Source organism: Paenibacillus swuensis, from assembly GCF_001644605.1.
GTDB classification, from domain to species: domain Bacteria; phylum Bacillota; class Bacilli; order Paenibacillales; family DY6; genus Paenibacillus_N; species Paenibacillus_N swuensis.
In genome coordinates, this window is the sequence record NZ_CP011388.1 from 2,331,097 (window position 1) to 2,356,214 (window position 25,118).

At 52.5% G+C, this 25,118-nt stretch carries 15 protein-coding genes; 9 read left to right on the plus strand and 6 right to left on the minus strand.

Going from position 1 to position 25,118, the window contains the following annotated elements:
• The first annotated feature begins 75 nt into the window (after positions 1 to 75).
• The 4 genes from SY83_RS10215 to SY83_RS10230 all read left to right on the plus strand — a co-directional run bounded on the left by SY83_RS10215 (position 76) and on the right by SY83_RS10230 (position 8,096).
• Positions 76 to 966, plus strand: a complete 891-nt coding sequence (locus tag SY83_RS10215) for an ABC transporter permease (RefSeq protein WP_068606181.1) — start codon at positions 76 to 78, stop codon at positions 964 to 966.
• A gap of 18 nt (positions 967 to 984) precedes the next feature.
• Complete coding sequence (locus tag SY83_RS10220; protein WP_068606183.1) at positions 985 to 1,872, plus strand: carbohydrate ABC transporter permease; 888 nt, start codon at positions 985 to 987, stop codon at positions 1,870 to 1,872.
• 77 nt (positions 1,873 to 1,949) lie between these two features.
• Positions 1,950 to 5,876, plus strand: coding sequence for a carbohydrate binding domain-containing protein (locus tag SY83_RS10225; RefSeq protein WP_197480015.1), 3,927 nt, complete (start codon positions 1,950 to 1,952; stop codon positions 5,874 to 5,876).
• A gap of 33 nt (positions 5,877 to 5,909) precedes the next feature.
• Positions 5,910 to 8,096, plus strand: a complete 2,187-nt coding sequence (locus SY83_RS10230; protein ID WP_068606187.1) for a hypothetical protein — start codon at positions 5,910 to 5,912, stop codon at positions 8,094 to 8,096.
• Positions 8,097 to 8,128: 32 nt separating this feature from the next.
• On the opposite strand, the gene SY83_RS10235 is transcribed toward SY83_RS10230, so the two are convergent.
• Complete coding sequence (locus tag SY83_RS10235; protein ID WP_068606189.1) at positions 8,129 to 8,653, minus strand: hypothetical protein; 525 nt, start codon at positions 8,651 to 8,653, stop codon at positions 8,129 to 8,131.
• A gap of 474 nt (positions 8,654 to 9,127) precedes the next feature.
• Positions 9,128 to 10,954, minus strand: coding sequence for a multicopper oxidase family protein (locus SY83_RS10240; protein ID WP_231891413.1), 1,827 nt, complete (start codon positions 10,952 to 10,954; stop codon positions 9,128 to 9,130).
• Positions 10,955 to 12,390: 1,436 nt separating this feature from the next.
• Here SY83_RS10240 and SY83_RS10245 point away from each other — a divergent pair.
• Both SY83_RS10245 and SY83_RS10250 read left to right on the plus strand, forming a co-directional pair.
• The gene (locus tag SY83_RS10245; protein WP_068606190.1) at positions 12,391 to 15,615 is read left to right on the plus strand and encodes an efflux RND transporter permease subunit; all 3,225 of its coding nucleotides are present in this window, start codon (positions 12,391 to 12,393) and stop codon (positions 15,613 to 15,615) included.
• Positions 15,616 to 15,650: 35 nt separating this feature from the next.
• Positions 15,651 to 16,544, plus strand: a complete 894-nt coding sequence (locus SY83_RS10250; protein ID WP_068606191.1) for a TetR/AcrR family transcriptional regulator — start codon at positions 15,651 to 15,653, stop codon at positions 16,542 to 16,544.
• A gap of 69 nt (positions 16,545 to 16,613) precedes the next feature.
• Here SY83_RS10250 and SY83_RS10255 read toward each other — a convergent pair whose 3' ends face one another.
• On the minus strand, positions 16,614 to 18,110 hold the full coding sequence (locus SY83_RS10255; protein ID WP_197480016.1) for a glycoside hydrolase family 43 protein: 1,497 nt from the start codon (positions 18,108 to 18,110) through the stop codon (positions 16,614 to 16,616).
• 201 nt (positions 18,111 to 18,311) lie between these two features.
• Between SY83_RS10255 and SY83_RS10260 the strand changes: the two genes are divergently transcribed.
• On the plus strand, positions 18,312 to 19,181 hold the full coding sequence (locus tag SY83_RS10260; RefSeq protein WP_068606196.1) for an AraC family transcriptional regulator: 870 nt from the start codon (positions 18,312 to 18,314) through the stop codon (positions 19,179 to 19,181).
• A gap of 4 nt (positions 19,182 to 19,185) precedes the next feature.
• Here the strand turns inward: SY83_RS10260 and SY83_RS10265 are convergent, their stop codons facing one another.
• The gene (locus SY83_RS10265) at positions 19,186 to 19,482 is read right to left on the minus strand and encodes a hypothetical protein (RefSeq protein WP_068606198.1); all 297 of its coding nucleotides are present in this window, start codon (positions 19,480 to 19,482) and stop codon (positions 19,186 to 19,188) included.
• 6 nt (positions 19,483 to 19,488) lie between these two features.
• Positions 19,489 to 19,635 carry a hypothetical protein gene (locus SY83_RS23075; protein WP_157279834.1) on the minus strand — a complete coding sequence of 49 codons (147 nt, stop codon included), beginning with the start codon at positions 19,633 to 19,635 and terminating at the stop codon, positions 19,489 to 19,491.
• Between the two features lie 156 nt (positions 19,636 to 19,791).
• On the opposite strand from SY83_RS23075, the gene SY83_RS10270 reads away from it, so the two are divergent.
• On the plus strand, positions 19,792 to 20,688 hold the full coding sequence (locus SY83_RS10270) for a diacylglycerol/lipid kinase family protein (RefSeq protein WP_068606200.1): 897 nt from the start codon (positions 19,792 to 19,794) through the stop codon (positions 20,686 to 20,688).
• Between the two features lie 112 nt (positions 20,689 to 20,800).
• Here SY83_RS10270 and SY83_RS10275 read toward each other — a convergent pair whose 3' ends face one another.
• Entirely contained in the window at positions 20,801 to 23,284 is a 2,484-nt protein-coding gene (locus SY83_RS10275; protein ID WP_068606202.1) for a carbohydrate binding domain-containing protein, read from the minus strand.
• A 298-nt stretch (positions 23,285 to 23,582) separates the two neighbouring features.
• On the opposite strand from SY83_RS10275, the gene SY83_RS10280 reads away from it, so the two are divergent.
• A complete protein-coding gene (locus SY83_RS10280; protein WP_068606203.1) occupies positions 23,583 to 25,055 on the plus strand; it encodes an AraC family transcriptional regulator in 1,473 nt (490 codons plus the stop codon).
• Positions 25,056 to 25,118: the final 63 nt, after the last annotated feature.

Consider the following 25,118-nt stretch of genomic DNA (forward strand, 5'->3'; position numbering starts at 1 on the left):
AGCAATTGTGAGAGGGCGGTGGGTCCTATTCCGCCGCCCTTATCATTTTGGAACCGTAAGAAAGGAAGAAGCAGCATGAAGAATAACGGATTTTCGACGATATATCATCTGATGCTGTTGCCTGGGATCATCCTCCTGCTGATCTTCTCCATCTATCCGATGCACGGCATTCTCATGGCGTTTCAGGATTTCAACCCCGCCAAGGGTGTGTGGGAGTCCGAGTTGATCGGGTTGGATAATTTCAAGTACATGTTCACCCTGCCGGATGCCAAGGATGTATTCGTCAACACCATTACCATCTCCGCCATGAAACTGACCGCCAATCTCTTGTTCGCACTTGTATTCGCGTTAATGCTGAACGAGATCCGGCAGCGTTTTGTGAAGAAATCGATTCAAACCGTCGTCTACCTGCCTCACTTTCTCTCCTGGGTGCTGGTTGCGGGGATCTTTAAGGACATGTTCTCGCTGGACGGCTTCATCAACCAGATCGTCTCCTTCCTGGGCTTTCAGGAAATTATGTTTTTCAGCAGCAACACCTGGTTTCCCGCGATTCTGGTAGGTTCCGAGGTATGGAAAGAGTTCGGCTTCGGCGCGATTGTGTTTCTGGCGGCGTTGACCGGCATTTCACCGTCCTTGTATGAAGCAGCCGCCATTGACGGGGCATCCCGGACCAGACAGCTGTGGCATATCACGTTACCAAGTATCGCATCTGTCATTGTGTTGCTGGCGGTCTTGTCGCTGCGAAGCGTGCTGGATGCGGGGTTCGACCAAGTATTCAACATGTACAATAAGCTCGTTTACCCTTCTGGGGATATCATTGATACCTATGTATACCGGATCGGTCTGGTGAAATTGCAATTCGAGCTAGCCACGGCGGTGGGGTTACTGAAGTCTGTAGTCAGCTTTATTCTCATTATCATATCGTATCAACTGGCTTACCGGTTTGCGAATTACCGTATTTTCTAGGACAGGAGTGACAGCACCATGGTCGTTTCCAGAACGGCAGGATCCAAAATCGCGGACGGAATCATCCTGATCGCATTGCTCCTTATGGCTTTTCTATGTATTGCCCCCTTGTTGCACGTCGCTGCAATTTCTCTGAGTGACTCGGCTAAAGTAAGCGCGGGACTGGTTTCCTTCCTTCCTCTGGGCATTAATTTCGATTCTTATATCAAAATCATGAATGACAGCCGCTTTTACGAAGCTTTCGGCATTTCGGTTCAGCGTGTGCTCCTGGGCGGATTGATTAACTTCGTGCTCTGCGTCCTCATGGCGTACCCTTTGTCGAGAGAGAAGTCGGAGTTTAAACCGCGGAATCTATATATGTGGTTCCTGATCTTCACGATGATGTTTAGTGCGGGTCTGGTGCCTACCTATATTACGATCAAAAGCTTGCATCTCATGGATACGATCTGGGCGCTCGTTCTACCCGGCGCGGTGCCGGTGTTTAACCTGATCCTGCTCGTGAATTTCTTCCGAAATTTGCCGAAGGAGCTTGATGAGGCCGCCTATATGGACGGCGCGGGTCCGCTCTATCTGTTGTTTTACGTCTATATCCCGCTTTCGCTGCCGGCGATCGCGACGATTACGTTGTTCAGCATCGTCGGGCATTGGAATTCGTTCTTTGACGGGTTGATTTACATGAATTATCCCGAGAATTTCCCTTTGCAGACGTACATCTCACAGGTCGTTATCAACATTGACCCCAACAACATTACCAATGTAAACGATGTGTCGGCGCTTGCGGCGATATCGAACCGTACGCTCAGCGCCGCGAAAATCTTCTTATCCATGCTACCGATTCTCTTGATCTACCCATTCTTACAGCGTTATTTCATTACAGGCATCACGCTCGGTTCCGTCAAAGAATAAGACGGGGCCGCGTGCTGCGGCGTGTGATGATACAGTTTAAATACTCATATAGAGGGATGTGATCGTTTATGAAAAAGATGAGTGCAGTGCAACGTACGTTCAGCAAAATATTGGTTCTATGTCTACTGGTTACCGCGTTTGGGCAACCGGTATTTGCCGCGGAGGGGGCGGAAGGCAATGTGGTGCCGGATCCGGGATTTGAATCCGGAACGCTTCAGGATTGGAACGATGCCGATCCGGTGAAGAATGCGGTTGTAGCCGACTCGGTATACAGCGGTGTATACTCGCTGAAACAATCGGGGACTTGGGCGGCCATATATCGGAATATTACCCTAGAACCCAATACCACTTATTCATTAAGCGGCATAGGTAAAGCGGTGAACGGGTCAGGCGTGCTTAAAGTGAAAGTGGTGAACGGCGATTGGGCAGAGGCGCCTGGAGCCGAGCTCACATTCCGGGACGCCGATTATACGGCGTTGTCCGGCGAGTTTACAACACCGGGCTCGATTGCATATGCCCAGGTGCAGATTTATACGCCGCAGTCTGACGCGTTCTATATCGACGATATTGAAGTCAAGAAAGCGCAGCTCCCTGCAGTAGACTTGCCGACGCTTGAAGACGGCGTCTTTCAGGTGAACGGAACCGAGATTACGGGACCGGACGGGGAACCTTACGTGATTAAAGGGGTGAATGTGAACGGACCGAACTCGTGGTGGCCGCGGGAAATTACGCAGGATGCCGATCTGATCGAGAATTGGGGATTCAACTCGGTACGTGTGAATGCTTGTATACACAATTGCGGCTGGCAAAATAACAACAACACCGACCGTATTGTAAGCGCATTCACATCAAAGCGCATGGTCGTGATGTTTGAAGCGCATGACCAGACGGGGGAATTCTTCACGGAAACATCAACGCCCTCGTTGGCAGAATTGACGGCGTGGTGGACGGATCTCGCTAACAAGTATAAGAACAACCCGTATGTCTGGTTCAACATTATGAACGAGCCCGGTACGGATACGCTGGACCCGCAATGGTTGTCGATGCATCGGCATGTGGTGGAAGCGATTCGCGCCACGGGTGCAACCAATGTGATTATGGCGGACGGCATGACTTGGGGGCAAGACAGCGGCAAGTCCAAGGCCGGCGATGTACAGGTAGCAGACAGCGCCATTCTGTCTTACGGATCGGACTTGAAAGCAGCGGATCCGCTTGGGAATATGGTGTTCTCTATCCATACCTACGGCGGATGGGAATACAGTAACGATAAGTTTCAGCATTTCGTAGAGGCTGTTCACGCCAAGGGTCTTGCGTTGATCGTCGGGGAATACGGAGCAACGACGAAAGGACAGTTCCTGGAGGGGACCAAGAATGTGTTCAAATATGGCATTCCGAACGGCATCGGCCGTATGGTCTGGTCTTGGGACGGCGGGGATGACTGGGAGCTGACGACGAACGACGCCTCGGGCGGCGGAGGCTGGGGCATCAATACGGACGGCACCGTGAAGCCGACGAACCTGACTTGGTTCGGGGAGAAGGTATGGAATGACAACCACAACATTCCGATGACGATGACGGACCGCGACGTCTCCGTGGAGCGCGTTCTGGTGTCAAAGGCCGATTTCGCGGCAGGCGATACGGTGCGCTTCCAAGCGGCGTTGCGCAATCGCGGCGACGAGCTGCTGGAAGGCGATGTTGCCGTGCGCTTTGAGGTGAACGGCGCGGCGGTGGAAGGCGGCACGACGGATGCTCCGGTTACGATTGACGGCTATGCTTCCGCGGTGTCCGGCGAGTTCACTGTGCCTGCGGATGTGGAAAATCTGGAAGTTAAGGCATGGATCGACCGGGATTCCAGCACCTATGGAAACGATGCCGTAGCTGCGAACGATGAAGAAACGGTATCGTTTCAAGGCGCATTAGAGCCTTATGAGGGCGTTGATCTGGTGGTGAGCGACATTCAGGTGAGTCCCGAGAATCTGGAATACGGCTCCCAGGCCGAATTTCAGGTGACCGTGACGAACCGCGGAACCGAAGACGCGCGCAACGATTGGATCGCGGGAGCATTCTACGTCGACGGCTTGAAGGTAACTTGGGGCGGCGAGGAGACTGCGCTTGCGGCAGGGGAAAGCGTGACTTTAACATCGGTCGCGAAATATAAAGTGAAGGGGCCGATGCAGGTCTCGTTCCAATTGGATCCGTCGGTGCATGACATCGATACGAATCTGACGAACGAAGGGATCTTCGCGTCCATTGCTGTGAAGGAAGCCAACTACGGCAACTTGCTGCCGAACGGCCAATTCGAGACGGGTCTTGAGGATTGGACGCTGTGGGCGAATACCGAAGGATCTTCGGCGGATGCGCATACGGGTGCGCAATCGTTGAAGGTCCGCAACGGCGGAGCGGGAGGCGGCGGAAGCTATGTAGACCTGGAGCCGAATACGACTTATGTGCTCAGCGCATGGGGCCGCAATTCCGGCGCGGCAGGCGCAACGAGCGATGTCGGCTTCCAATACAAGCCGAACGTGTCATCGGAGCAGACGAAGTTTTTCCTGCATTTTGAGGAGAAGGCATGGACACACAAGCAAATCATGTTCACGACGGGACCCCAAGTGCTGGAGGGCTCGGGCAATGTATTCGTCTGGAAGCAGGATGCGGAAGTTGAGTTCTACCTGGATGATATCGTGTTGGCGAAGGTGCCGAATCTGTTGTTAAATTCCGGCTTCGAAGCGGGAGAGGAAGATTGGATGAACTGGGCGGGACGCACGATCGACAGCGCCGCGCCGCGTACAGGCGCGAATGCATTCAAGATCGCTTCCGGCGGCGCGGGCGGAGGCGGGCAGGAGCTGACGTTGAAGCCGAACACAACTTATATGCTGAGCGCCTATGGAATGAACAGCGGAATGCCGGACGGCGGACCGACCGATATCGGTGTGAAGTATAAGGTGATGCGCGGGGGCGTGGAGAGCGTGCCGCATCATTTCATTCATTTTGACCGGGACAACAAAGGAATTTATGAATACAACCAGGTGATGTTCACAACACCGGGGGACTTTACGAACGCCCAATTATTTATCTGGAAGCAGACGCCGGGTGTTGAATTCTTCGCGGATGATCTCGTGTTGACTGAGGTGCCGAATCAGCTTCTAAACGCGGGGTTTGAGGAAGGCGAGACGGGATGGAGCAACTGGAGCAACCGTACAATTGCGGAAACGGGCGCACTGTCCGGGGATAAAGCGTTCAAGGTCAGCGCGGCAGGCAGCGGCGGAGGCGGGCAGGACATACAGCTCGAGCCTGAAACCACCTATGTGCTGGGGGCATGGGCCAAACATAGCGTGGCATCGAACGATGTCACCGAAATCGGGGTGCAATACAAAGACGCCGGCGCGCAGCAGATTAAGCATCTGATGACTTTTTCGGGCACAGCGTACGAGTATAAGGAGATCCTGTTCACGACACCAAAGTATATGAACGGTACGAATGTGTTCATCTGGAAGAACGGACAGCAGGCGGAGTTGTTGGCGGATGATCTGATCCTGACGAAGGTGCCGAGCACGCATTCGAATCCGGCGCAAGAGGCTGTTGCGGAGCCGGAGCCGGTGGCGATTGTCGTGGAGGGTATCGAGGACAACGGACTATATAATGCGGCGAAGACGATCTCGTTCAACACAGGTACGGCTGCATTAAATGGGGAGAATTTCGTCAGCGGCACTACGGTGAGCGCAGAAGGAACGCATACGCTGGTTGTTACAGGGAATGTCACAAAGACGGTAAAGTTCACGTTGGATTTCAAGCCGCCTATTTTGACGGGAGTACTTGAAGGGAATATGTATAAAAAATCGGTCGCACCGACCTTCAGCGAAGGTACGGCTCTGTTAGACGGTGTTGCTTATGCGAGCGGTACGCCTATTCAAACGGATGGGCTACACCGCCTTGTGTTGACGGATGCCGCGGGTAACGCGACGACCGTGAACTTCACCGTAAAGGGCAAGAAAGACAAGAAATAACATAAAGAACACATATAGAGAAGAGGAATTTCTATGCAACGCCACTCGGATAGGTGGATTGAAATTGATTTAAGCTGGTTTCACCCCGGTCATACGGAGCAGGAAGCCGCGTTGCTGATGCGCCGTTTGGAACCGTTGTACGAACAGGTGAAAGGCGACAGAGGTATAGTTTTGAACTGCGGATGGGTCATTGATCTGATCACGGAATGGAATGGCAATGGCGGTCAGAAGCTCCCTTTTCGAACCAAATTATTGAGTGCATGGAAGGATGCCACCTATGAGGATCTGCGGGAGTTGGTGGGTCATCTGCAACAAAGCGCAGAGAGCCATGGATGGTTCCAGTTCAAGGTAGGAGTCATGTTTGTAGGCTGGGGGCAATTCGTCGCGTTGGACGATATTTATGATATCTACAGCGACTGGTATGAACGCCACCCGGAAATGTACCCGAAGACGATGCGGGGGTTAACGGACTTAAATCCTTCTGTGTTGTTAAAAGAGGATAGAACCACTTACGCTGCTTTCCCGGAAGGAATCGCGGAGGGAATGTCATTTCCGGTGTTCCTTGGCGGACAATGGGGGAAGCTTTCCCGTTACCTGAACCTTGCGGCTATACATCTGCGGGATCAATTTCTGGGCGCGCTGGTCTATGACCGGAGAGGACCGTTCGGCACAGCGGCGCCAGAGGATCCGGCCGTCGCGTTGGAGTACTCGAACGGGTTTGTAGAGCTGTACCGGGAAGTGAAGCAAGGCAATCCCGAGGCGCTGGTGATGGGGTATTCCTCAGCGATCAGCGCGGTCGCGGAATGGCGGGTCGGCTGCGTCGATCTGGAAACTCTGGTAGCGGACGGTCATATCGATATCTGGATTGACCAGACGTGGGGCGGCGCTTGGCAAGACTGGTGGTCCACGGAATGGAAAGGCTGGACGTTCCAGTTGGCCAACCTGCTTTCGCACCGCGGGATTGTCGCGGGCGGCAACAAGCATCGCGTGAATCCCTGCAAACATTATCATCTCATTGAAGCATGGGATTCATGGGAGCCGTGGGACACGCTGCATCAGGTGCCAGATAAGCTGAAATGGGCGATCTGGGCGTTTGCGCACGCGGCACTCAAAACCCCGAACGGGCAGCTGATGACCAGCGACGGGTCTTACTTATCCTGGGCCAACAATCGTTCAGGGGAGTTGTGGAGCGAAGAAGATGTGGCTTTCCTGGCAGGTCATCTGAACGCCGCGGAGAAGAGCGCGGAGCAATTGGAAGAGGTGTACGGCCCGACCTTGATCTACAACCGGAGTATGTTGGAGGCATTGGTGGCACACTCACCTAAAGAGAATGCCAGCGAATGGATTGACGATCAGGCTGCGCTGCTGATGAAGTGGGGCGTTCCCTGCTTGAGTGTCTCCCGGATGGAATGGATTGGGGAGCTTAGCGAAAGCGTTGAATCCGCGATCATTCAGGTGCCGGGCAAGCTGAGCGAGGGGGAGCGGCAAGAGATTTTGGCTTGGAATGAGAAGGGTGTGCCGATGTTGATGACAGGGCGGGCTGATCTGCTGGACACGGAAGTGTTGCGAGTGGCAGGTGCGGATTCAGCTGGAGAGGTACTGCCGACAGGCTATCACCCTTACAGGGCTTCTTGTAGTGAAATCAACGCCGCCTTTAAGTATACTCTGCCGATCGTACATCTGCCTGCCCATGCGGCGGTGGAAGCTGACCCGAAGCGGGTGCTCGCCGTGGCTGGTGATACGCCCGTCCTGACTAGGGGCGCGCGCAATAGCGTGTATTGGCAGCCGCTGGATTGGAAATTTGCCGATTCGCCTCATTTGACCATCTCCCAATTGGGTGACCTGTATCCGTATGTGCACACGGCATCGGTATGGGGAGAATTGTCCGCCTCGGCGGGGCAATCTTACGTAAGCGGGATGGAGGAACACACGCCGGCGACGTTCCATCACTGGAAGAGCGGCGGCACGCATTATGTGCTGGCGGGCAACCTGGAAACGGGTGTGGCGGGAGATGCGCGTTTTCCGCGGGAGTTCAACATCCACTTGAGCCGAAGTCAGTTGGAGTTACAGGAAGCTGAATCCTATGCTCTCGTTAACGTGGACAGCGGCGCAGAAGTTGTGGGGAGCTTGGACGGGAATGAGATGGTTTTCCGGGTTTATTTCGAACCGGAAGGATCTGCTGTGTTTAGGCTTGTGCGTAATATAAAAACCGCCCACTAAAAAGGGCGGTTTTTCAACTTTTGCACAACATATTAGTTCGTAAGCTTTCCCAATCCTTTTAATGCCTTAAAAATATCCTCGTTAGACCTAGGATCTTCCTGATTCTTACCAATGACTATTTTGTAACTATGTTTACTATTAGATCCTTTTTGCCACAAAGTATAAATCACTGGAATCTCAGGGATATGTAAAGAGGAAAAAGGGGACCAGAAGGCGCCTAAATATATTCTCCGATGATTCACCACTACAACAAATGGCTTACCATTTAACGGTACATTTCCTTCTAACTCTTCCTCTAGGCTGAATCCATCGCTTAATGTGAATTCATGTCTTATCCAATTGTAAGTTTTAATATTCTTGTCGGTTAACATTGGCATGTTTTCTAATGGAAGATCATCAAGATTTTTACCCATGGCTTCCGTTGTAGATAAGTCTTTAACGAAATAAATTGAGATATCTTCTTCAACAACTTTTTCCTTATCGACCTGATTACATGCAACAAATAAAAGAAGAATAATATGCAAAATGATATAAAGTTTTATCTTTGATAGATTCATAGAAAAACTCCCTTTTGACTATATGGTACTAGGAAAGGATTGGTATTTCAACGGAAAACGATTAGGTCGCTTTAAGAGCTCTGTTTCCTTGTGCCGTCCTGCGGTGTAATCCGATTGAAAGCATAGCCAGAACCAACCCCAGCCCGCACTTGGCTCGGAATACGTTTGTAGAATATTAGGCGAGCCGCTTTATGCTGTCGAAACCATAGAAAAAATGTGTGAGTGTTGTAATAATGAAATGGAGTATCTAGCTACTATTTGTAGTGAAAATTATGATTCCATTGGTTTAGTTCATGAGCGCTTTTCTTTTAACTTCGGAGAATCAAATATTTACTTTTACATCTGTAAAGAATGCAATATTATAGAGACGGAAATGCAAAGTACTTAAACATTTCGGGGTTTTCAACAATCTGCATGACTAAGTTGTAGAGAAAAAAAAGGTGCCACACTAAACGCGTGTGGCACCTTATTATTTTATTCCGGATGATTGCCCGACTGTGTACCCATCGTATACGGTGTGACCACACCCTCGTACATGAGATGCATTGTCATGCCGGCTTTGGCGTGCACCAGGTTGTGGCAGTGGTCCATCCAAATTCCCGGATTATCCGCGCGGAAAGCGACTTCATAGGTGTCGCCGGGCAGCACATCAAGCGTATCCGACCACCAGGGACTGCCGCTAATCGGTTTGCCGTTCTTGGTAAGCACCAGCAGATGATGCCCGTGCAAATGCATAGGGTGATCCACAGAACCCCGGTTGATAATCGTCGTTTTCACCAGATCCCCTTCGCGAACCATGTACATCGGCGTGTTCGGCGCCACCTCCCCGTTCAACGTGTACAGCATATCCAAGGTGCCGTTGAAGAACCCCATTTTGTTATCCAAAATCATCGTAAAATCCCGGTCAAATGAACTATTCGCGTCAAAAGGTGTCTCTGCGGACTCGCCGTAGCTTGCAGGATCAAAAGCTTTGGTCTGCGGGATTTCTGGAATCGCTGCGTCTATTGAAAAATCTGTGGAGGCAACAGAAGCAGGTGCCGAACCTGAGTTGCTATTCAATGGTGTTATCAATATGCCCAGCTTTTTGCTGTTGTTCACGCTCATAAACACCGGGGTCTCCGGCATGATAAATGTGGCTTCCATCCTTCCGCCTGTTGTGATCTCCAGATGGGTGTCTTGGAGAAGGTCCGGTTTGTTCAGCGCCACGCCGTCAATTGTGGTTACTCGGAAATCGGTGCCGACCAAGCTGTATTTCTGACGAACCCAGTCGTCTGTATTGATAAAACGCATCCGCACCGGTGTCCCCGGGGCAATCGATCGTTGCTGAACACCGTCATGGTTGCCAATGGCAAAACCGACATCATCCCAGACATGGGTCATCACGGTGATGTCCTCTTCTGGCACGGGGGGCGAGGAATGAACGGCAGCTAAATCAGATTTAGCGTCCGAGTTGGATTCGGGCTCCGCCGGGTCGACGATGAGCGGGCCGAACAGCCCTTTGTCCACGCCTGTTTTCGACTCCTGATGCGTGTGATACCAGAATGTACCCGTCTGTTCCGCACGGAAACGGTACGTGTGCGTCTCGCCGGGCATGACCGCGTTCTGCGTCGCCCCGGCTACGCCGTCTTCGGCATTGGGCACATCCAGCCCGTGCCAATGAATCGTAACGCCCGCCTCAATATCCTTGTTGGCGAGCGTCACTTCCACGAGGTCCCCGTGCTTCATCCGAAGCTCGGGACCGGGCCCTTCGGCATTGTAGGTCCAAGCCTGGACCTTCTTGCCGGAGGCCATCGTGAGGACGGCATCCTGCGCCGTCAACACGAACCTGCGGTCAGGCTCGCCTGTCCGCGGTCCCGTCAACTGCGTGACGGACGTCAGCGGCTCCGGGCGAGCCGCACTTACGGCGACCGCTCCGCCGTCGCCGTGGCTGTGCATGATGGCCGTGCCGCCGCCGAAATCCGGCGTCCCGGCCATCATGTTAAGCTCTGCCGGCCACCGGCTGTTCGCCAGCCCGGCAAAGATGCCGGCGCCCGCGATCACCGCCGCTGCGCCCAGCAGAGCCAGGCCCTTGAGCGCCCGCGTCGCGCGGCGCTCGGCAACCCAAGCGGGATTGCCGGCCGCTAGGCTGCGGCGTTCCTGCCGGGACCAGAGTGCCGCCCAGGCGATGCCGTACACGAGGATGGGCAAGGCCACATCCAGCGTGCGGAACGGCACCGGTGGCACGAGGGCAAAGTACAAGGCCGTCCCCGCGCCGACGGCCGCCATCTGGAACGGCACGACCAGTCCCGGGTCGGCCGCCAAACCTCGCAGCGCCGCCTCCACCGGGGTGTTGGCGGCATCCTGCATGTTCTTGGTCTTGCGGCGGATTTTCCGCAAGACCGGGAGCGCCCGCGCCCATAGCAGGGCGACGGGCAGCAGGATGAGCAGGATTAGCGCGGCGAGCCGATCCTGCCAGTAGATCGCGGCGTAATCGCGAATCAGGAACGCGACTGTGAAGCCCATGACCACCGCGGACACGGTCAACGCAAACATCCGAATGATCATCCGGCGCGAGCGTCGGTGAAGTTCCCGGCAATTTTGGCTGTAAACGAGCTGGGTTGCTTTATTTGCCGCGAATATGGAAAGAATAAGCAGGAGTAAAGTCGTGAACAACATGGTGATTACATAGCTCTGGTACAAAATAAATCCATCCCTTCAAAATCTCTTGCTCTTATTGTAAAGGGATGGACAAGCTCCCCGTAACAGGCTCAAGGTTGGATTGCGACCCCGACCTGGGACGGGGAAGCCGCGTGCGGCAACACCATATTGATTAGTTAGTTAAGCTCCCCAGTAACAGAATGCGGAAAAAGTATCGGTGACGCTCCTAATTGGGTGTTTACTTAGTAGAGCTCCCCAGTCACAGCGTGTGAAAGAAGATGGTGGCGTTCCAAATGGGATCAAGTGGGTGTGTAAACTAACTAACCGGGAACATTTAAGTAGTGTTTCACTACTTAAATCAGCACCTTGGGCGAAATCTCAGAAATGAAGTAGTGTTTCACTACTTAATTGAGCCACTCGGCGCATTTGGGCAAGTTTTGGGGGAATTAAATAGCGATTTGCTATTTAATTCTGGGCTCCTGCCGCTCTTGAGCATATGAAGTTGTGTTTTACTACTTATAATTACTTAGTAGAGCTCCCCAGTCACGGTGTGCAAAGGAATATCGGTGGCGCTCCAAATGGGATCAAGTGGGTGTGCAGACTAACTAACCGGGAACATTTAAGTAGTGTTTCACTACTTAAATCAGCCCCTTTGGCGAAATCTCAGAAATGAAGTAGTATTTCACTACTTATTTAGGCTCCCCGGCGCATTTTGGCGTGTTCTGGGGGAATTAAATAGCGATTTGCTAATTAATTCCGGTCTCCTGCAACTCTTGGTCACATCAGGTAGTGTTTCACTACTTAAAATGACCGCATCAGCGGCGGCACGCGGCACGCCGAGCCCCAGTCGCAGACTCCCGCCCATGGCACGCCGAGCTCCGGTCGCAGACTCCCGTCCCCTTGGCACGCCGTGCCTGCGGTCCTGGACTCCCGGCCCGGGGCGCACCTCACTTCCCGTTTGCAACACGACACGCCCGCCCGGAACACTTGACCAATCGTTCAAATAACGTCCATTTGTATTCATGAAACCCGCGTGGTATATTGATTTGTAACTTGACCGATCGGTCAACTTATAGAGACTAAAAGGAGAGATACCGTAAATGAAAGGCATTATTCGTTTCTCATTGAACAATAAGTTTGCCCTTTGGATTTTGACGATTATCATCACGGTTGCGGGGGTTTACTCCGGACTTACGATGAAGCAAGAGACACTGCCGAATTTGGAAATTCCGATTCTGCAAGTAACGACGGTCTATCCTGGCGCAGCGCCGGATGAGATTGTGAACCAGCTGACGATTCCGTTAGAACAACGGATTAAGAATTTAAACGGTGTGAAAACCGTAACCTCCATGTCCATGGAGAACGTATCCTCCCTGACGGTGGAATATGACTACAATCAGGATATGGACAAAGCGGCTACTGAGGCCCGTGAAGCCATGGCAGGCATTCAATTGCCCGCTAACGTGAAAGCTCCTGAAGTATCGCGGATTTCCCTGAATGCGTTCCCGGTCATTTCGTTAAGTTTGACGGACGAGAAGCGCTCCCTTGAAGAGTTAACGAAGCTGGTGGAGGACGAAATGAAGCCGGCGTTAGAAGGCATTAACGGTGTGGCTTCAGTGGAGATTTCCGGACAGCACCTGAAAGAAGTGCAGTTGAAGTTTAATCAGGCGAAGATGCAAGAGCTTGGCTTGTCTGAAGATACGGTCAAAGGCATCGTGCAAGGCTCTGCGCTGAAAGCGCCGCTAGGCTTGTTCGAGATGGAAGGCACCGAGAAAACGGTGGTGGTAGACGGTAACATTGTATCGCTGGATCAACTGAAGAACCTGGCGATTCCGGTCATCCCTGGCGGTGCGGCACAAGGCGCTCCAGGCATGGGTTCACCAGGCGGCGCGGCACCAGGCGCTCCAGGTATGGGAGCGCCAGGCGCAACCGCACCGGGCGCAGCCCCAACTGCCGGCGAAGCCGCAGCACCAGGCACAGCCCCTGCCACACCTGCTTTACCTGGCGGTAACGCGGCTGCTGCAGGCATCCCAACAGTGCAACTGCAAGACATCGCCGACATCAAGCTGGTCGGCAAAGCGGAATCCATTTCCCGCACGAACGGGAAAGAATCCATCGGCTTCCAGGTCGTGAAAGCGCCGGATGCCAACACCGTTGACGTGGTCAACGCGGTGAAAGAGGAAGCGGAGCAACTCAAGCAAGATAACCCTGGCTTGACGCTGACTACGATGCTGGATCAAGGCAAACCGATCGAAGAGTCCGTGAAGACGATGCTGAGCAAAGCCTTATTCGGAGCCCTCTTCGCGGTCGTCATCATTCTGTTGTTCCTGCGGAATTTCAGAACGACGATCATTTCCATCGTATCCATTCCATTGTCTTTGCTGATCGGCGTACTACTGCTGAAGCAGCTGGATATTACCCTGAACATGATGTCCCTCGGCGCCATGACGGTGGCCATCGGACGCGTTGTCGATGACTCTATCGTAGTCATTGAGAACATTTACCGCCGGATGTCGATGTCCACGGAGAAGCTCCGCGGCAAAGAACTTATTCTTGACGCTACGCGGGAAATGTTCCTGCCGATTCTGTCCTCGACGATTGTAACGATCGCGGTATTCCTGCCGTTAGGTTTGGTTAGCGGTCTGGTCGGCGAGTTGTTCCTGCCATTCGCGTTGACGATGGTGTTCGCGCTTCTTGCTTCCTTGCTGGTAGCCATCACGATCGTTCCGATGCTGGGACACAGCATGTTCAAGAAAGGCGTGACAGGCCAGAAACACGAAGACAAACCAGGCAAGCTTGCGGAGTTCTACAAATCCGTACTGCGCTGGTCCCTGAACCATAAGCTGATTACCGTAGCGTTAGCTGTGCTGCTATTGATCGGAAGCTTTGCTTTAGTACCTATGATCGGTGTTTCCTTCATTCCTGAAGAGGAAGAGAAGTACGCGATGGTCACGTACACACCGGCACCGGGCGAAGTCATCGGGGAAGTGGAGAAAAGCGCTTTGGCGGCCGAGAAATATGTGCTTGCACAAGAACAGGTCACAGACGTTTCTTACTCCGTAGGGGGCAAAAACCCGCTATCACCCGGCCCGTCCAAGTCGGCCCTCTTCTATGTCATGTATGACAGTGAAGTTGACGATTTCGCGAAGGTGAAAGAGGATCTGGTTACAGGTCTGCAAGAACAGAAGACAGGCAAGGGCGAGTGGAAAGAGCTTGATGTTTCCGGAGCGGGCGTGGGCGGCAGCAACCTGGCGTTGTCCGTGTTCGGCGAGAACTTGGAAGACATTAAGCCGGTCGTAAATCAGATCGAGAAGCTGGCTCAAGAGAACGAAGCGTTCGAAGACGTGGAAACGTCCCTGTCCCAGACGTACGAACAGTACACGCTGGTTGCCGATCAAGAAAAGCTGAGCTCTCTGGGCTTAACGGCGGGACAAATCGCCATGACGCTGAGTCCGGTGCGCGACCGCCCTGTTTTGACCGAAATTAATGTGGATGGCAAGCTGTACAATGTGTATATTGAAGTAGATCCGACGAAATATAACAACATTCAAGATATAGAGAACGTGAAAGTCACATCGCCGCTGGGCATTCAGGTGCCGTTGAAGGACGTTGTTACCGTGAAAGAGGGCGAGTCCCCGAACACGATTACGCGTAAAGACGATCGCATGTATGTCGAAGTATCGGCGAAGATCGTAACAGCAGACGTAGCGAAAGCTTCATCCGATTTGCAAAAGAAAGTGGAAGCACTCGACCTCCCATCCAACGTGGATGTGCAGTTCGGCGGGGTTACGGAGCAGATTAACGAAACCTTCACACAGCTGGGGCTGGCTATGCTTGCCGCGATCGCTATCGTGTACCTGGTTCTCGTGATCACCTTCGGCGGCGCTTTGGCACCGTTCGCGATTCTGTTCTCGTTGCCTTTTGCCATTATCGGCGGATTGGTTGGGCTCTTGGTTACAGGAGAGACGATTTCCGTTTCGGTTATGATGGGCGCGTTGATGCTGATTGGTATCGTAGTCACGAATGCTATCGTGCTTCTGGACCGTGTCATTCACAAAGAGCGTGAAGGCTACACGACAAGAGAAGCGTTAATGGAAGCGGCGGGAACGAGATTGCGTCCGATTCTGATGACCGCGCTTGCGACCATTGGTGCGTTGCTACCGTTGGCACTGGGCTTTGAGGGTTCCGGTATTATTTCCAAAGGCTTAGGCGTGACGGTCATCGGCGGTTTGCTGAGCTCGACGCTCCTGACGTTGATCATTGTTCCTGTCGTGTATGAGTTCCTGATGAAGTTCAAGAAGAAGCAAGTGGAGGACCGTATTTAACGCCATTTAAGGTTCAAAAGGAAGGGACGTTACAAGTGAGCGATAAGAAAATCCAGATTATTAATGCGGCGATGCAATGTTTTGCCCACAAAGGATTTCACGCCACGACCATCCAGGAGATCGCAGATAAAGCGGGCATTGCGAAGGGCTCGTTGTACTTTTATTTTGAATCCAAAGAAGCGCTGCTGATGTCCTCGTTCCACTATTACCATGAACAGATGGTGAGCAGCATCCTGGTGTATGTGAATGATCGCAGCCTTTCCCCGCGGGAGAAACTCTCCCTGCAGGTGGAGGAGCGGTTTCGGCAGGTGCTGAGTCAACGGGATTTCATCGCGATGTTAATGAACGAACAGAACATGCCGATCAACGAGGAGCTGAAGGCGTTCATCTTCATGCTGAAAGGCGAGGTGCTCTATCGCTTTCACTCCGGATTGGCGGACATTTACGGCGAGGCGGGAAGACCTTATGCGCTGGACGGCGCTTCCCTGCTGAATGCGATGTTCCACGAGTATATCAGCTGCATTATTTGGGACGGCAAGGAACTGGATCCTCGCGAGTTGACGGTTTTCATGATGCACCGCATGGATGATGTGATGAACGGCATGATGGCCCGGGCGGGGAAACCCATTCTCACGGAAAGTCTGATGGCGGATCTGCTCAGGGCAGGAAAACAGGTGGGCGATGAGGACGATGTCCCGTTATCCGTTAAGGAAATCGCGAAGCTGCACGAGTTTCTGGAGAAATCCGACCTGGCGGGTAAGGAGAAAGAAAGCCTCCTCTCATCAATGCTGTTGCTGGAGAACGAGCTGAGGAAGCCGGAGCCGGAAGTGATTATCGTGCGGGGCATGATTGCTTTCCTGCGCGGGTTCAAGGTGAACGGATTCAGAAAGGTTCTGTCCTCGATTGAGGCGATGGTTGTGAAAGAATAAGCTGAGTTCTATTGAATATAAACGAAAGAAGCGCGTCCTCGTAAATTACGGGGACGCGCTTCTTTCAATTTATTTCACCAACTCGATGTCATCGAAGTGAATCCAGTCATTCGCGTTCGCCTTGGAATAGAATCCGAGCTGAACTTGCCCGTTGGTCACTTGAATGTTCGTGATTTCTACTTTTGTCCATGTATTTGTGACGGGTAGAGTGACCGTCTTGGCTGTGCCTCCGTATTGGATGGCTTCAAAGAGCGCAGAGGCCTGATTGCCGCCTCGTCTTACCCAGGCGCTGGCTTTATACGTTCCGTTCGGCAAGTCTGTAATGACTTGATACGTATAGGTTTCGTAAGCGGTGTTCTTCCAGTGCGTCCCATGGTAGGAGCCGGAATGCGCGCCGTCATAATTCTCTGAGAACTCGGCATCACAGTGGGTGCTGCAATACGAAAGCCAATGCGATGGCGATTGCACGTTGGCGCCGTTCGCGGACTTGGTGTCAACTTCAAAACCCGCATTCGGAATCAACGGACTTGCGCCGATTTCTCCCGATGGAACAGGAAGCGCGGTGCTGGTGGATGCAGGCACTCCCAGATTAGGGCTGCCGTTCGAATTCCAGTTCACCTTCTGAACCCGAACATCCCGATATTGCCCGGAACCACAGCCGCCTTGACCCGGATTCGGGGATGCGTGATAGATGTTCCAATCTTCCGAACCGTCCGGGGACACGGTAAAGGCATTGTGACCGGGTCCGTACACACTGTTGGCCGGCGACTTTTCGAAGATCGGATTGCTTGACTTCGTCCAGGAGCTTGCGCTCAGCAGATTAGCGTTGTCGCTCGCGGTGAGCATGCCGAGTCGATAATTCTCCGTGCCGCAGAAGGAAGCGGAGTAGACGAGGAAGACCTTGCCGTTGCGCTTCAGGAATATAGGTGCTTCCGCAATGGCATAGCCTTCCTGTTCCCACCACAGATCAGGGGATACCAATAAGGTGCTCCCCGTGTCCAAGGTCCACGGATTACTCATGCGCGCAATGAAGACCTTCTGGGTTGATCCGCCGTTCTCCCAACCTGACCAGGAGTAGTACAGAATGCCGTTATGCGAGAACACCGTGCCGTCAATGGCGAAGGTATCCATGTTAGGATCAGCAATCTTGCCTTTCTGAACCCAGGATCCTTGTAACGGATTCGGATTCGAATTTTCCATAACGAACATTCTGCGTTCATTATTGCCGCAATTCCAACAAGTCGCGGTATAATAGATATACCATTTGCCATTAATGTGATGGATTTCCTGAGCCCAATAATCTTGAGCGTTGGGACCTGTCTGAGGAGAGGTGAATACCACTTTATTGACACCCTCCGTAAGCTTGGTTAGCGAGGATGAACGCCAGATCTTGATATCTTTCCATTCCGTTTGAACATAGTAATAATAGCCGTCTGTATGCTTGTAAACATGGGGATCCGCGGAGTACATCGGAACGGTAGGATTATTGAAGGTGTTGCCGACACTGGCAGAAGCCCCGGAAATCAGTGAAATAATTAAACTCAGAACAACCAACGAAGTAAACATGAATCTAATGCGCATTATACACTTCCTTTTCATCCGAATTAGTAAGCGCTTACTAACTACAACATATCCTGAATCGGTCCATATTGAATACAACAAAGTAATTCTTGAGCCATGATATTAGAATGAATAAGAATCATAATTTACTGTATATTTTGACACGGCATAAGTATTACGGAGTCCATTTCCAGTGGGAGGCATGACATGGCGGATGTCGGTATTATTGAATATGTGGATCGGTTTGAAGACACGCAGACCGGGATTGCAGACGAGAGCTTCATCGCCCGAAATATAATCTCCAATATGATTCAACATGCGCATCCCCATGCGGAACTAACATTTATTCTGGGGGGAAGCGGCATGTTTGTGGATCCGCAGGGTTCTTCCATGAACGTGAAATCAGGTTCCGTATTGTTTATTCCCGGTCTGCTGCGGCATGGATTCACAACCAGTACAGGATGGCGAGGCATAAGCGTGCATTATCATCCTGAACGGTTAGATGGTTATGGACGCTTGTTACATAAACAGTTGCTGCAATTTCAGAATCAACAGATTGTTACATATAAGATGAATGAACCCGCATTGTCCCACATTTGCAAGCTTATTGAATTACTAAACAGCGAAATAAATTTAACGGGCCCACACTTGGAGAAATCCAGGGCGTTGCTGTTGAACCTTATGCTTGTCCATATTCACAGCGTGGGTAAACCGGAGTCGGCTGCCAGGAAACCGGGTTCGAAAGGCGTGCAACTTGAAGTGGCAGAGGTAGTAGCCGAATTGGAACGCTCTTTCCAGGATGGAATAAATATAGACAGCATCATATCCAACTATGGGCATTCCCCTAGCTTTTTTCGCAAAGTGTTCAAGGAATCGACGGGTGTTTCCCCCAAGAAGTATGTCATGCGGCTAAGATTAGATCATGCCAAATCCTTAATTCGGGACACGTCGGTATCGATTACGCAAGCGGCTTATGATTCAGGCTTCTCTTCCTTGACGCAGTTTAATACAGCATTCTATAAAGACGTAGGGATGACGCCTAAAGCATGGAGAATTTTAAATCGTGTTAAGCCATAAGGCGCTACTTATATTTACGCATGATCGTTTCAAGCAGATCACCCACGCTGGCCTCGCCGAACTCATCCATGAGTTCATCCATCCGGGAACGCCCTTGGAGTGAACCTTGCAAGAGAATCTCAATTCGCTTATCTTTGCCGATCAGAATGGAGTCCACTTCAAGCGCATTGGTCAGAATACCGGCAACGACGGCAATTTGGGCAGGTGTCAGCTTGTAGGGTGAGGGCTTGTTGCATTTCTTGGTCGTCCCGACTTTCGGGCCTTTGCGGCCGTTCTTCCCGTATCCGTTTCCACCTGCCACGTCTGATCACCTTCCGAATATGATGGGTGTGCTTGTCGCATCCTCACCCAGCGTGTCATCCTCATCTTCACCGTCGCCGCTCAGAAAGGAGGCTACAACGACGGCCACGACGATGAGCAGCACGATTTTTCGACCATAATCTGTATCCGCCATTCCTTAGCGCTCCCTCATTGAAAAATATCCGTAACTTATTATAAGTAGAGACGAGGGGCTTGGTGTCAAACTTAGGTAAACGCACAAATTGCGGGATTGCACAGGCTGGGTTATGGGTAAAATAAGGTAACTCATCTAGAGAAAGGGGCTTGAAGAATGTACAGTCGCGCGCTATTGATCTATAACGGTAATGCGGGTCAGGCCGAAACGCATCGGGTGCTGGGCGCCGCGGTCGCGATTCTGTCTCCCGCGATAGCGGAGTTGACGCTCATGCCGACCCAGTCTCAAGGCGATACGGAGCGGATCTGTAGAGAGCGGGGCGAGGATTACGAGCTTGTCATTGTGCTGGGCGGGGACGGTACTGTTCATGAATGCGTTAACGGCCTGGCCCCTCTGGAAAAGCCGCCGATCGTAGGCATTCTGCCGGGTGGGACTTGTAACGACTTCGCGCGGTCCCTTCATGTGCCGCTTGACATTGAGCAGGCCGCGCAGGCGATCGTGAACGGATTGATGCGGCCTGTGGATATCGGACAAGCGGGGGAGCGGTTCTTCAGCAACTTCTACGGGATAGGGCTGATTACGGATACGTCGGAGAATATCAATTCCGGGTTGAAGGGGATGTTTGGAAAGCTGAGCTATTTTGTCAGTACCTTGCAGACGTTGAAGGCCGCCAAGTCGTTCGCCTATCGATTGGATATGGGGGATCGGGTGGTGGATGGAGAAGCTGTGATGGTTCTGGTGTCCAACGGACGCTCCATCGGTACGAGTGCTCTGCCCACGCCTTTGGATGCCTTGCGGGACGGTCTGCTGGACGTGTTTATCATTCGTGAAGCGGGGATTCCGCTGTTGATCGAAGTGTTAAGCCAGAAGACCTCCCAGAACTGGGATCCGGAGAAAAGCCAAATTGACTATTTCCAGGCGCCGGTCATTGAACTGACCACCAATGAGCCAATGCGGGCAGACACCGACGGGGAGATTTACACGGAGACGCCGGTCCGGTTGTCAGTAGTGCGGGAGAAGCTGAGGTTTATTACAGGTTTGGCGCAGGGTTGAGATAGGTACGACATCGGATTCCAGTGTACATGTTAGTGAATGACGTATAGAACCCCGACCAGATCTGGTCGGGGTTCTGCATGTGACTAGGCGTGGTAAAAGGGTTCGGCTTCTACCACCATTTCGGATTATTAACGATCCAGCTTAATAGTTTGTCATACTTCGGCGATTGTGCTCTTGTATGGGTCTCCGACTCTTTAACGGCCCAGGAGCCGTATTTGGAATAAGGGCCGACGGTGCTGAAGTTGGTAAAGTATCTGCCGCCAATCGCTTTCCACCGGTCCAAATAATAAGTGTACAAGTCGCCCATACGCGCATCGCGGTTCGCGGAGGTGAATAAGCTGGTTATTGCGGTATTCTCGCCGCTGCCGTCATCGTTCACCTCGGTCAGATGCTGCCCGCCCTCATAGGTGATATAGACAACGCCTGGATAGTTGTCGATGGTCGCTTTAACCTCCTGCGCCTTGGCGATGGAGCGGTCGATGTAGGTCAGTTCCGTGTCGCCTGCGAGCTTCGTACCATAACGCAACTCCTGGAACAAGTCGTTCAGTGTCCAGTTCTGCACTGTGGATTCGTACTTGGCGAGTCCAAGATCACCGCCAAAGTATGGCGCTGTCGCCATCATCTCGGCGTTAGCTCCGCCCTCGTTGTAGTTGTTGTAATAATCAAGCACCTTGTTGACCCACCATGCTTCGGTTTGCCAAGCAATGACATTCTGCACTCGCGCGGCGCCGAGCTTGCTCTCGAACCGGTCATGAATCTGCTCGGAACGCCATGCGTACCAGACCGGCGCATCCTCCCAGTTGTTGCCTGTGTTCGAGAGGCTCAGGCGGCGTGCTTCGGCGGCGGCATATTGCTGCTGCCAGACGAATGGACCGGCCATATTCCACACCTCGTTGCCCAGTTCAACATACACCTGCAATCCCGAATTCAGATGCGTTGCGGCATACTGAGCCAGCTCGTCGACGAGCGCATCGGAGGCCTTGACCGGGATGGTGATCCACATATCGGCGTTGGTCTGATTGCAGAGCGCGACCATCTTGTCGATACTGACGGGGTGGTTGATCAACGCGCCCGGATCGGGATAGTCGGCAGGGCCCGCGACGGATTGATTGGAGTTCGTTGTCATCCAGTCCATGAACCGGAAGTACTTGAATGATTTCCAGTCGTCAATAAAGCTCTGGGCGAACAAGTTTGTGTTATTCTCGTCCGCCGCCTTCGTAACCCGAATGTTGCTGATTGGGTTCGAGGAGGAGTTGTTCTGCACGCGCAGGAACAGGAAGCGGATATTCGACGCGTTGAAGGCGATCCGGTTCGCGGCGCTGCTCGTGACGCTAATGCTGCCTGAGCCGTTCGAATCGAGTGACACGGTCGCCGATCCGTCCCACTTGACGACATAGCTGCCGCTGATCGCCTGCTTCAAATCCCAGAAGACGGCCAGGTATCCGTTCGTACCCGCAGGCAAATATTTGGTCCCTGTCAGCTGATTCGCACTCAGCTCTTGGCCCCAGGAAGGGTAATTCGTGAACCAGCCAAGCGAGTTGAAGGCCATATTGACGAACGGAAAGTGGTTGTCGTATGAATTGATTTCCGACAGATTCGTACCGACGGCTGAAGTTGCATTCGAACCGCCGGAGCCGCCTCCGCCGGGGTCGCCTCCGGAGCCGCTGGCCGGAGCAAGTTTCAGGTCATCGAAATGGCCTGTCACACCGGTCGAATCCTGCAGCACGATGAAAATTGAAGTGCGGGCGCCTGTATTGAACTGAACCGTTCGTTGCGTCCAGCCGGCCGCGGACAGTGTAGCGTCTGCTTGGATATCCTTCCACCCGCCGTCATCATAACAAATGGCAACACGAAGTCCCGAACCGCCTTTATAATAGTACGTAAGGGTATAGTTGGTATTGGCATTGACGGCAATCGCGTTCGACTGCAGAGAACCCCAGCTGCCGGTACCGGCCATGCGGAGTGACTTGGAGCCGGAGCGATACTCGGATGAGCTTACGCTGATGACGCTGGGGGTGCCGAAGCTGGCCCAGTTCTGCAGGTTCATCTCGAAGCCGGGATTGGCAAGCAGGTTCGGAGCAGCCGCGCCATCCACATCGAGATTCAGATCATCGAAGTAACCGGTCACATTACCCGAATCCTGCAGAATAACGAAAATCGAACTGTGACTTCCAGAGTTGAACTGAATTGTCCGTTGTGTCCAGTTCGAGGCCGCCGTAACATTATCCGCCTGGATTTCCTGCCAGCTGCCGTTGTCATAGCAGACGACGGCTCGCAGCCCGGCGCCGCCTTTGTAGTAGTAGGTGAAGGCATAATTCGTGTTCGGTGTAACCGCAATGGAGGCAGATTGCAGAGCGCCCCACGAGGCGGAGCCCTGAATCCGGGCCGACTTGGACCCTGAACGGAATTCTGACGTACCCACGGTAATGTTGCTAGAATTCGTATTGTTCCAATTTGTGAATCCGCTTTCAAATCCGTTGTTCGTAATGAGGTTGGCGGCTGTTGCCGTCCGGGGCGGGCTAAGTTGCACGGATGCCAGCATAAGCAATAACGCCATCAACAGCATTCCCGCTCGCTTCAAACCTTGTTTCATTAATGGTTCCTCCTTAGGATACAAAAATTTTGTTGTCGCGTTAGTGCGAGGTTGTTATGTTACCTCCTCTCCTAATCTCGGGAACGGCTGAACAACCAGGCAAGGGATTCAGACGTATCGCCCAATGAATGGAGTTTATCATGGAAGACGGAGAATTTCTTGACGAATATTGATGGACTGGATCGGAAAACAAGGAATGCGCAACGCTGTAATCCCAGATCCGGCAAGGATAAGTGAGAGTCGGTTAACACGATATTGCGCTTGAGTGCAAGTTACAATACTCGGAGGTGATACGGAAATGATTGTGAACCAATATATGCTGGAGAATAGCACCGAGATGAGGTTCAATTACGAGAATGCTTCGTTCCCGGTTTACATCGCGCCGATTGATACCGCTTGGAACGTGAAGCATGTGCTCCATTGGCATACGAATATTGAATTGGTGTACCAAGTCCGCGGGTACAACGTCATTTATACTGCGAGCGGCACGCTAAGGCTCTATGAAGGGCAGGTGGCCGTTCTGCATCCCGGGGAGCTCCACTGCCATTCCGTGGAGGATGCGAACGGGTATTTCTATGTGATCTCCCTGGACCTGCGGATCCTAATTACTGGGGAAGTGGAAGCGCCGCACAATCGGTTTATTCAATCGTTGCTCGAGCACCGGCTGAGGCTACATACGTTGTTGACCGGGGAGGAGCGGTGGGAGCAGGAGGTGATGGCGGAGCTGCGATCAATGATCGAGCTGTATACCGCTCGGCCCAAGGAATGGGAATTCCTCCTTGCATCGGGGATGTACAGGGCGCTGTCACTCTTCCTCAACAACGGCAAGACGAAGCCGTCGAAGGGAAGGCCGATTCACAAGAGTGAGGTCAAGATGCGTCAGCTCCGTCAAGCAATCGGTTATATCCACGACCATTATGATCGCGAACTGTCCATTCAGGATATAGCGGAGTTCATTTCGATGAATCCGTTTCAGCTAATCCGTCTGTTCCGTTCGTGCACGGGCAAGACACCCATTGAATATTTGCACAGCTGTCGCGTGCGCGAGGCGGTGAGGCTGCTTCAGACGACCGATAAGAAAATCATGCAAGTGGCGATGGATACGGGATTTGGAAATTTGAGTTATTTTAACGCGGTGTTCCGCAAATATACCCAATGTACGCCTACGGTCATGCGCAACTCCTACCGCACGCTCGAACCAAGAACATTACCGCAAGGCTGGGTGAGCGCGGATATCGGAAGCGGCGGCGCAGAAGGCTCGGCTTCCAGCATGAATCAAGCTTATTACGTGAATGGCGGAGGATTCGATATAGGGGGGGAGCGGGATGCGTTTCATTATTGCTATACAAAGTGGACGGGCGATTTCACGGTGAGCTGCCGGATCGTCTGTATAGTGCGTACCCATATCTGGGCCAAAGCCGGAATCATGATCCGTGACAGTCTTCGGGACGACGGGAAGTTCATCCATATGTACGCGACGCCGCATTCGACCTTAGGACTAGCTTGGCGGCCCCGCGCAGGCGCGGACTGCGAGAAACTGCGCACGTACCACCATGTGAACTGCCTGGATACGCCCGTCTTTGTCAAGCTGGAACGGCGCGGCGGCCGGTTTACCGCAGCCTATTCTATGGACGGCGTGAACTGGCTTCCCTTCCCGCATGCCTCAGCCGAATTGAAGCTGCCTGATCACGTTTACATCGGCTTTGCCGTCTCTTCTCATGACCGTCAGCGGGTGTGCAGCGCGAAGTTCGATCAGATGAGGATGTATTAACATGCATTTATCCTCCTTTATGTAACAAATCACGGAAAATTACGTCCTATATTTAACAGACGT

What these genes read in the sequence shown, in the direction of transcription:
- SY83_RS10215 (WP_068606181.1), top strand. Translation starts at nt 76, where the DNA reads ATGAAGAATAACGGATTTTCGACGATATATCATCTGATGCTGTTGCCT.
- SY83_RS10220 (WP_068606183.1), top strand. Translation starts at nt 985, where the DNA reads ATGGTCGTTTCCAGAACGGCAGGATCCAAAATCGCGGACGGAATCATC.
- SY83_RS10225 (WP_197480015.1), top strand. Translation starts at nt 1,950, where the DNA reads ATGAGTGCAGTGCAACGTACGTTCAGCAAAATATTGGTTCTATGTCTA.
- SY83_RS10230 (WP_068606187.1), top strand. Translation starts at nt 5,910, where the DNA reads ATGCAACGCCACTCGGATAGGTGGATTGAAATTGATTTAAGCTGGTTT.
- SY83_RS10235 (WP_068606189.1), bottom strand. Translation starts at nt 8,653, where the DNA reads ATGAATCTATCAAAGATAAAACTTTATATCATTTTGCATATTATTCTT.
- SY83_RS10245 (WP_068606190.1), top strand. Translation starts at nt 12,391, where the DNA reads ATGAAAGGCATTATTCGTTTCTCATTGAACAATAAGTTTGCCCTTTGG.
- SY83_RS10255 (WP_197480016.1), bottom strand. Translation starts at nt 18,110, where the DNA reads ATGTTTACTTCGTTGGTTGTTCTGAGTTTAATTATTTCACTGATTTCC.
- SY83_RS10260 (WP_068606196.1), top strand. Translation starts at nt 18,312, where the DNA reads ATGGCGGATGTCGGTATTATTGAATATGTGGATCGGTTTGAAGACACG.
- SY83_RS23075 (WP_157279834.1), bottom strand. Translation starts at nt 19,635, where the DNA reads ATGGCGGATACAGATTATGGTCGAAAAATCGTGCTGCTCATCGTCGTG.
- SY83_RS10270 (WP_068606200.1), top strand. Translation starts at nt 19,792, where the DNA reads ATGTACAGTCGCGCGCTATTGATCTATAACGGTAATGCGGGTCAGGCC.
- SY83_RS10275 (WP_068606202.1), bottom strand. Translation starts at nt 23,284, where the DNA reads ATGAAACAAGGTTTGAAGCGAGCGGGAATGCTGTTGATGGCGTTATTG.
- SY83_RS10280 (WP_068606203.1), top strand. Translation starts at nt 23,583, where the DNA reads ATGATTGTGAACCAATATATGCTGGAGAATAGCACCGAGATGAGGTTC.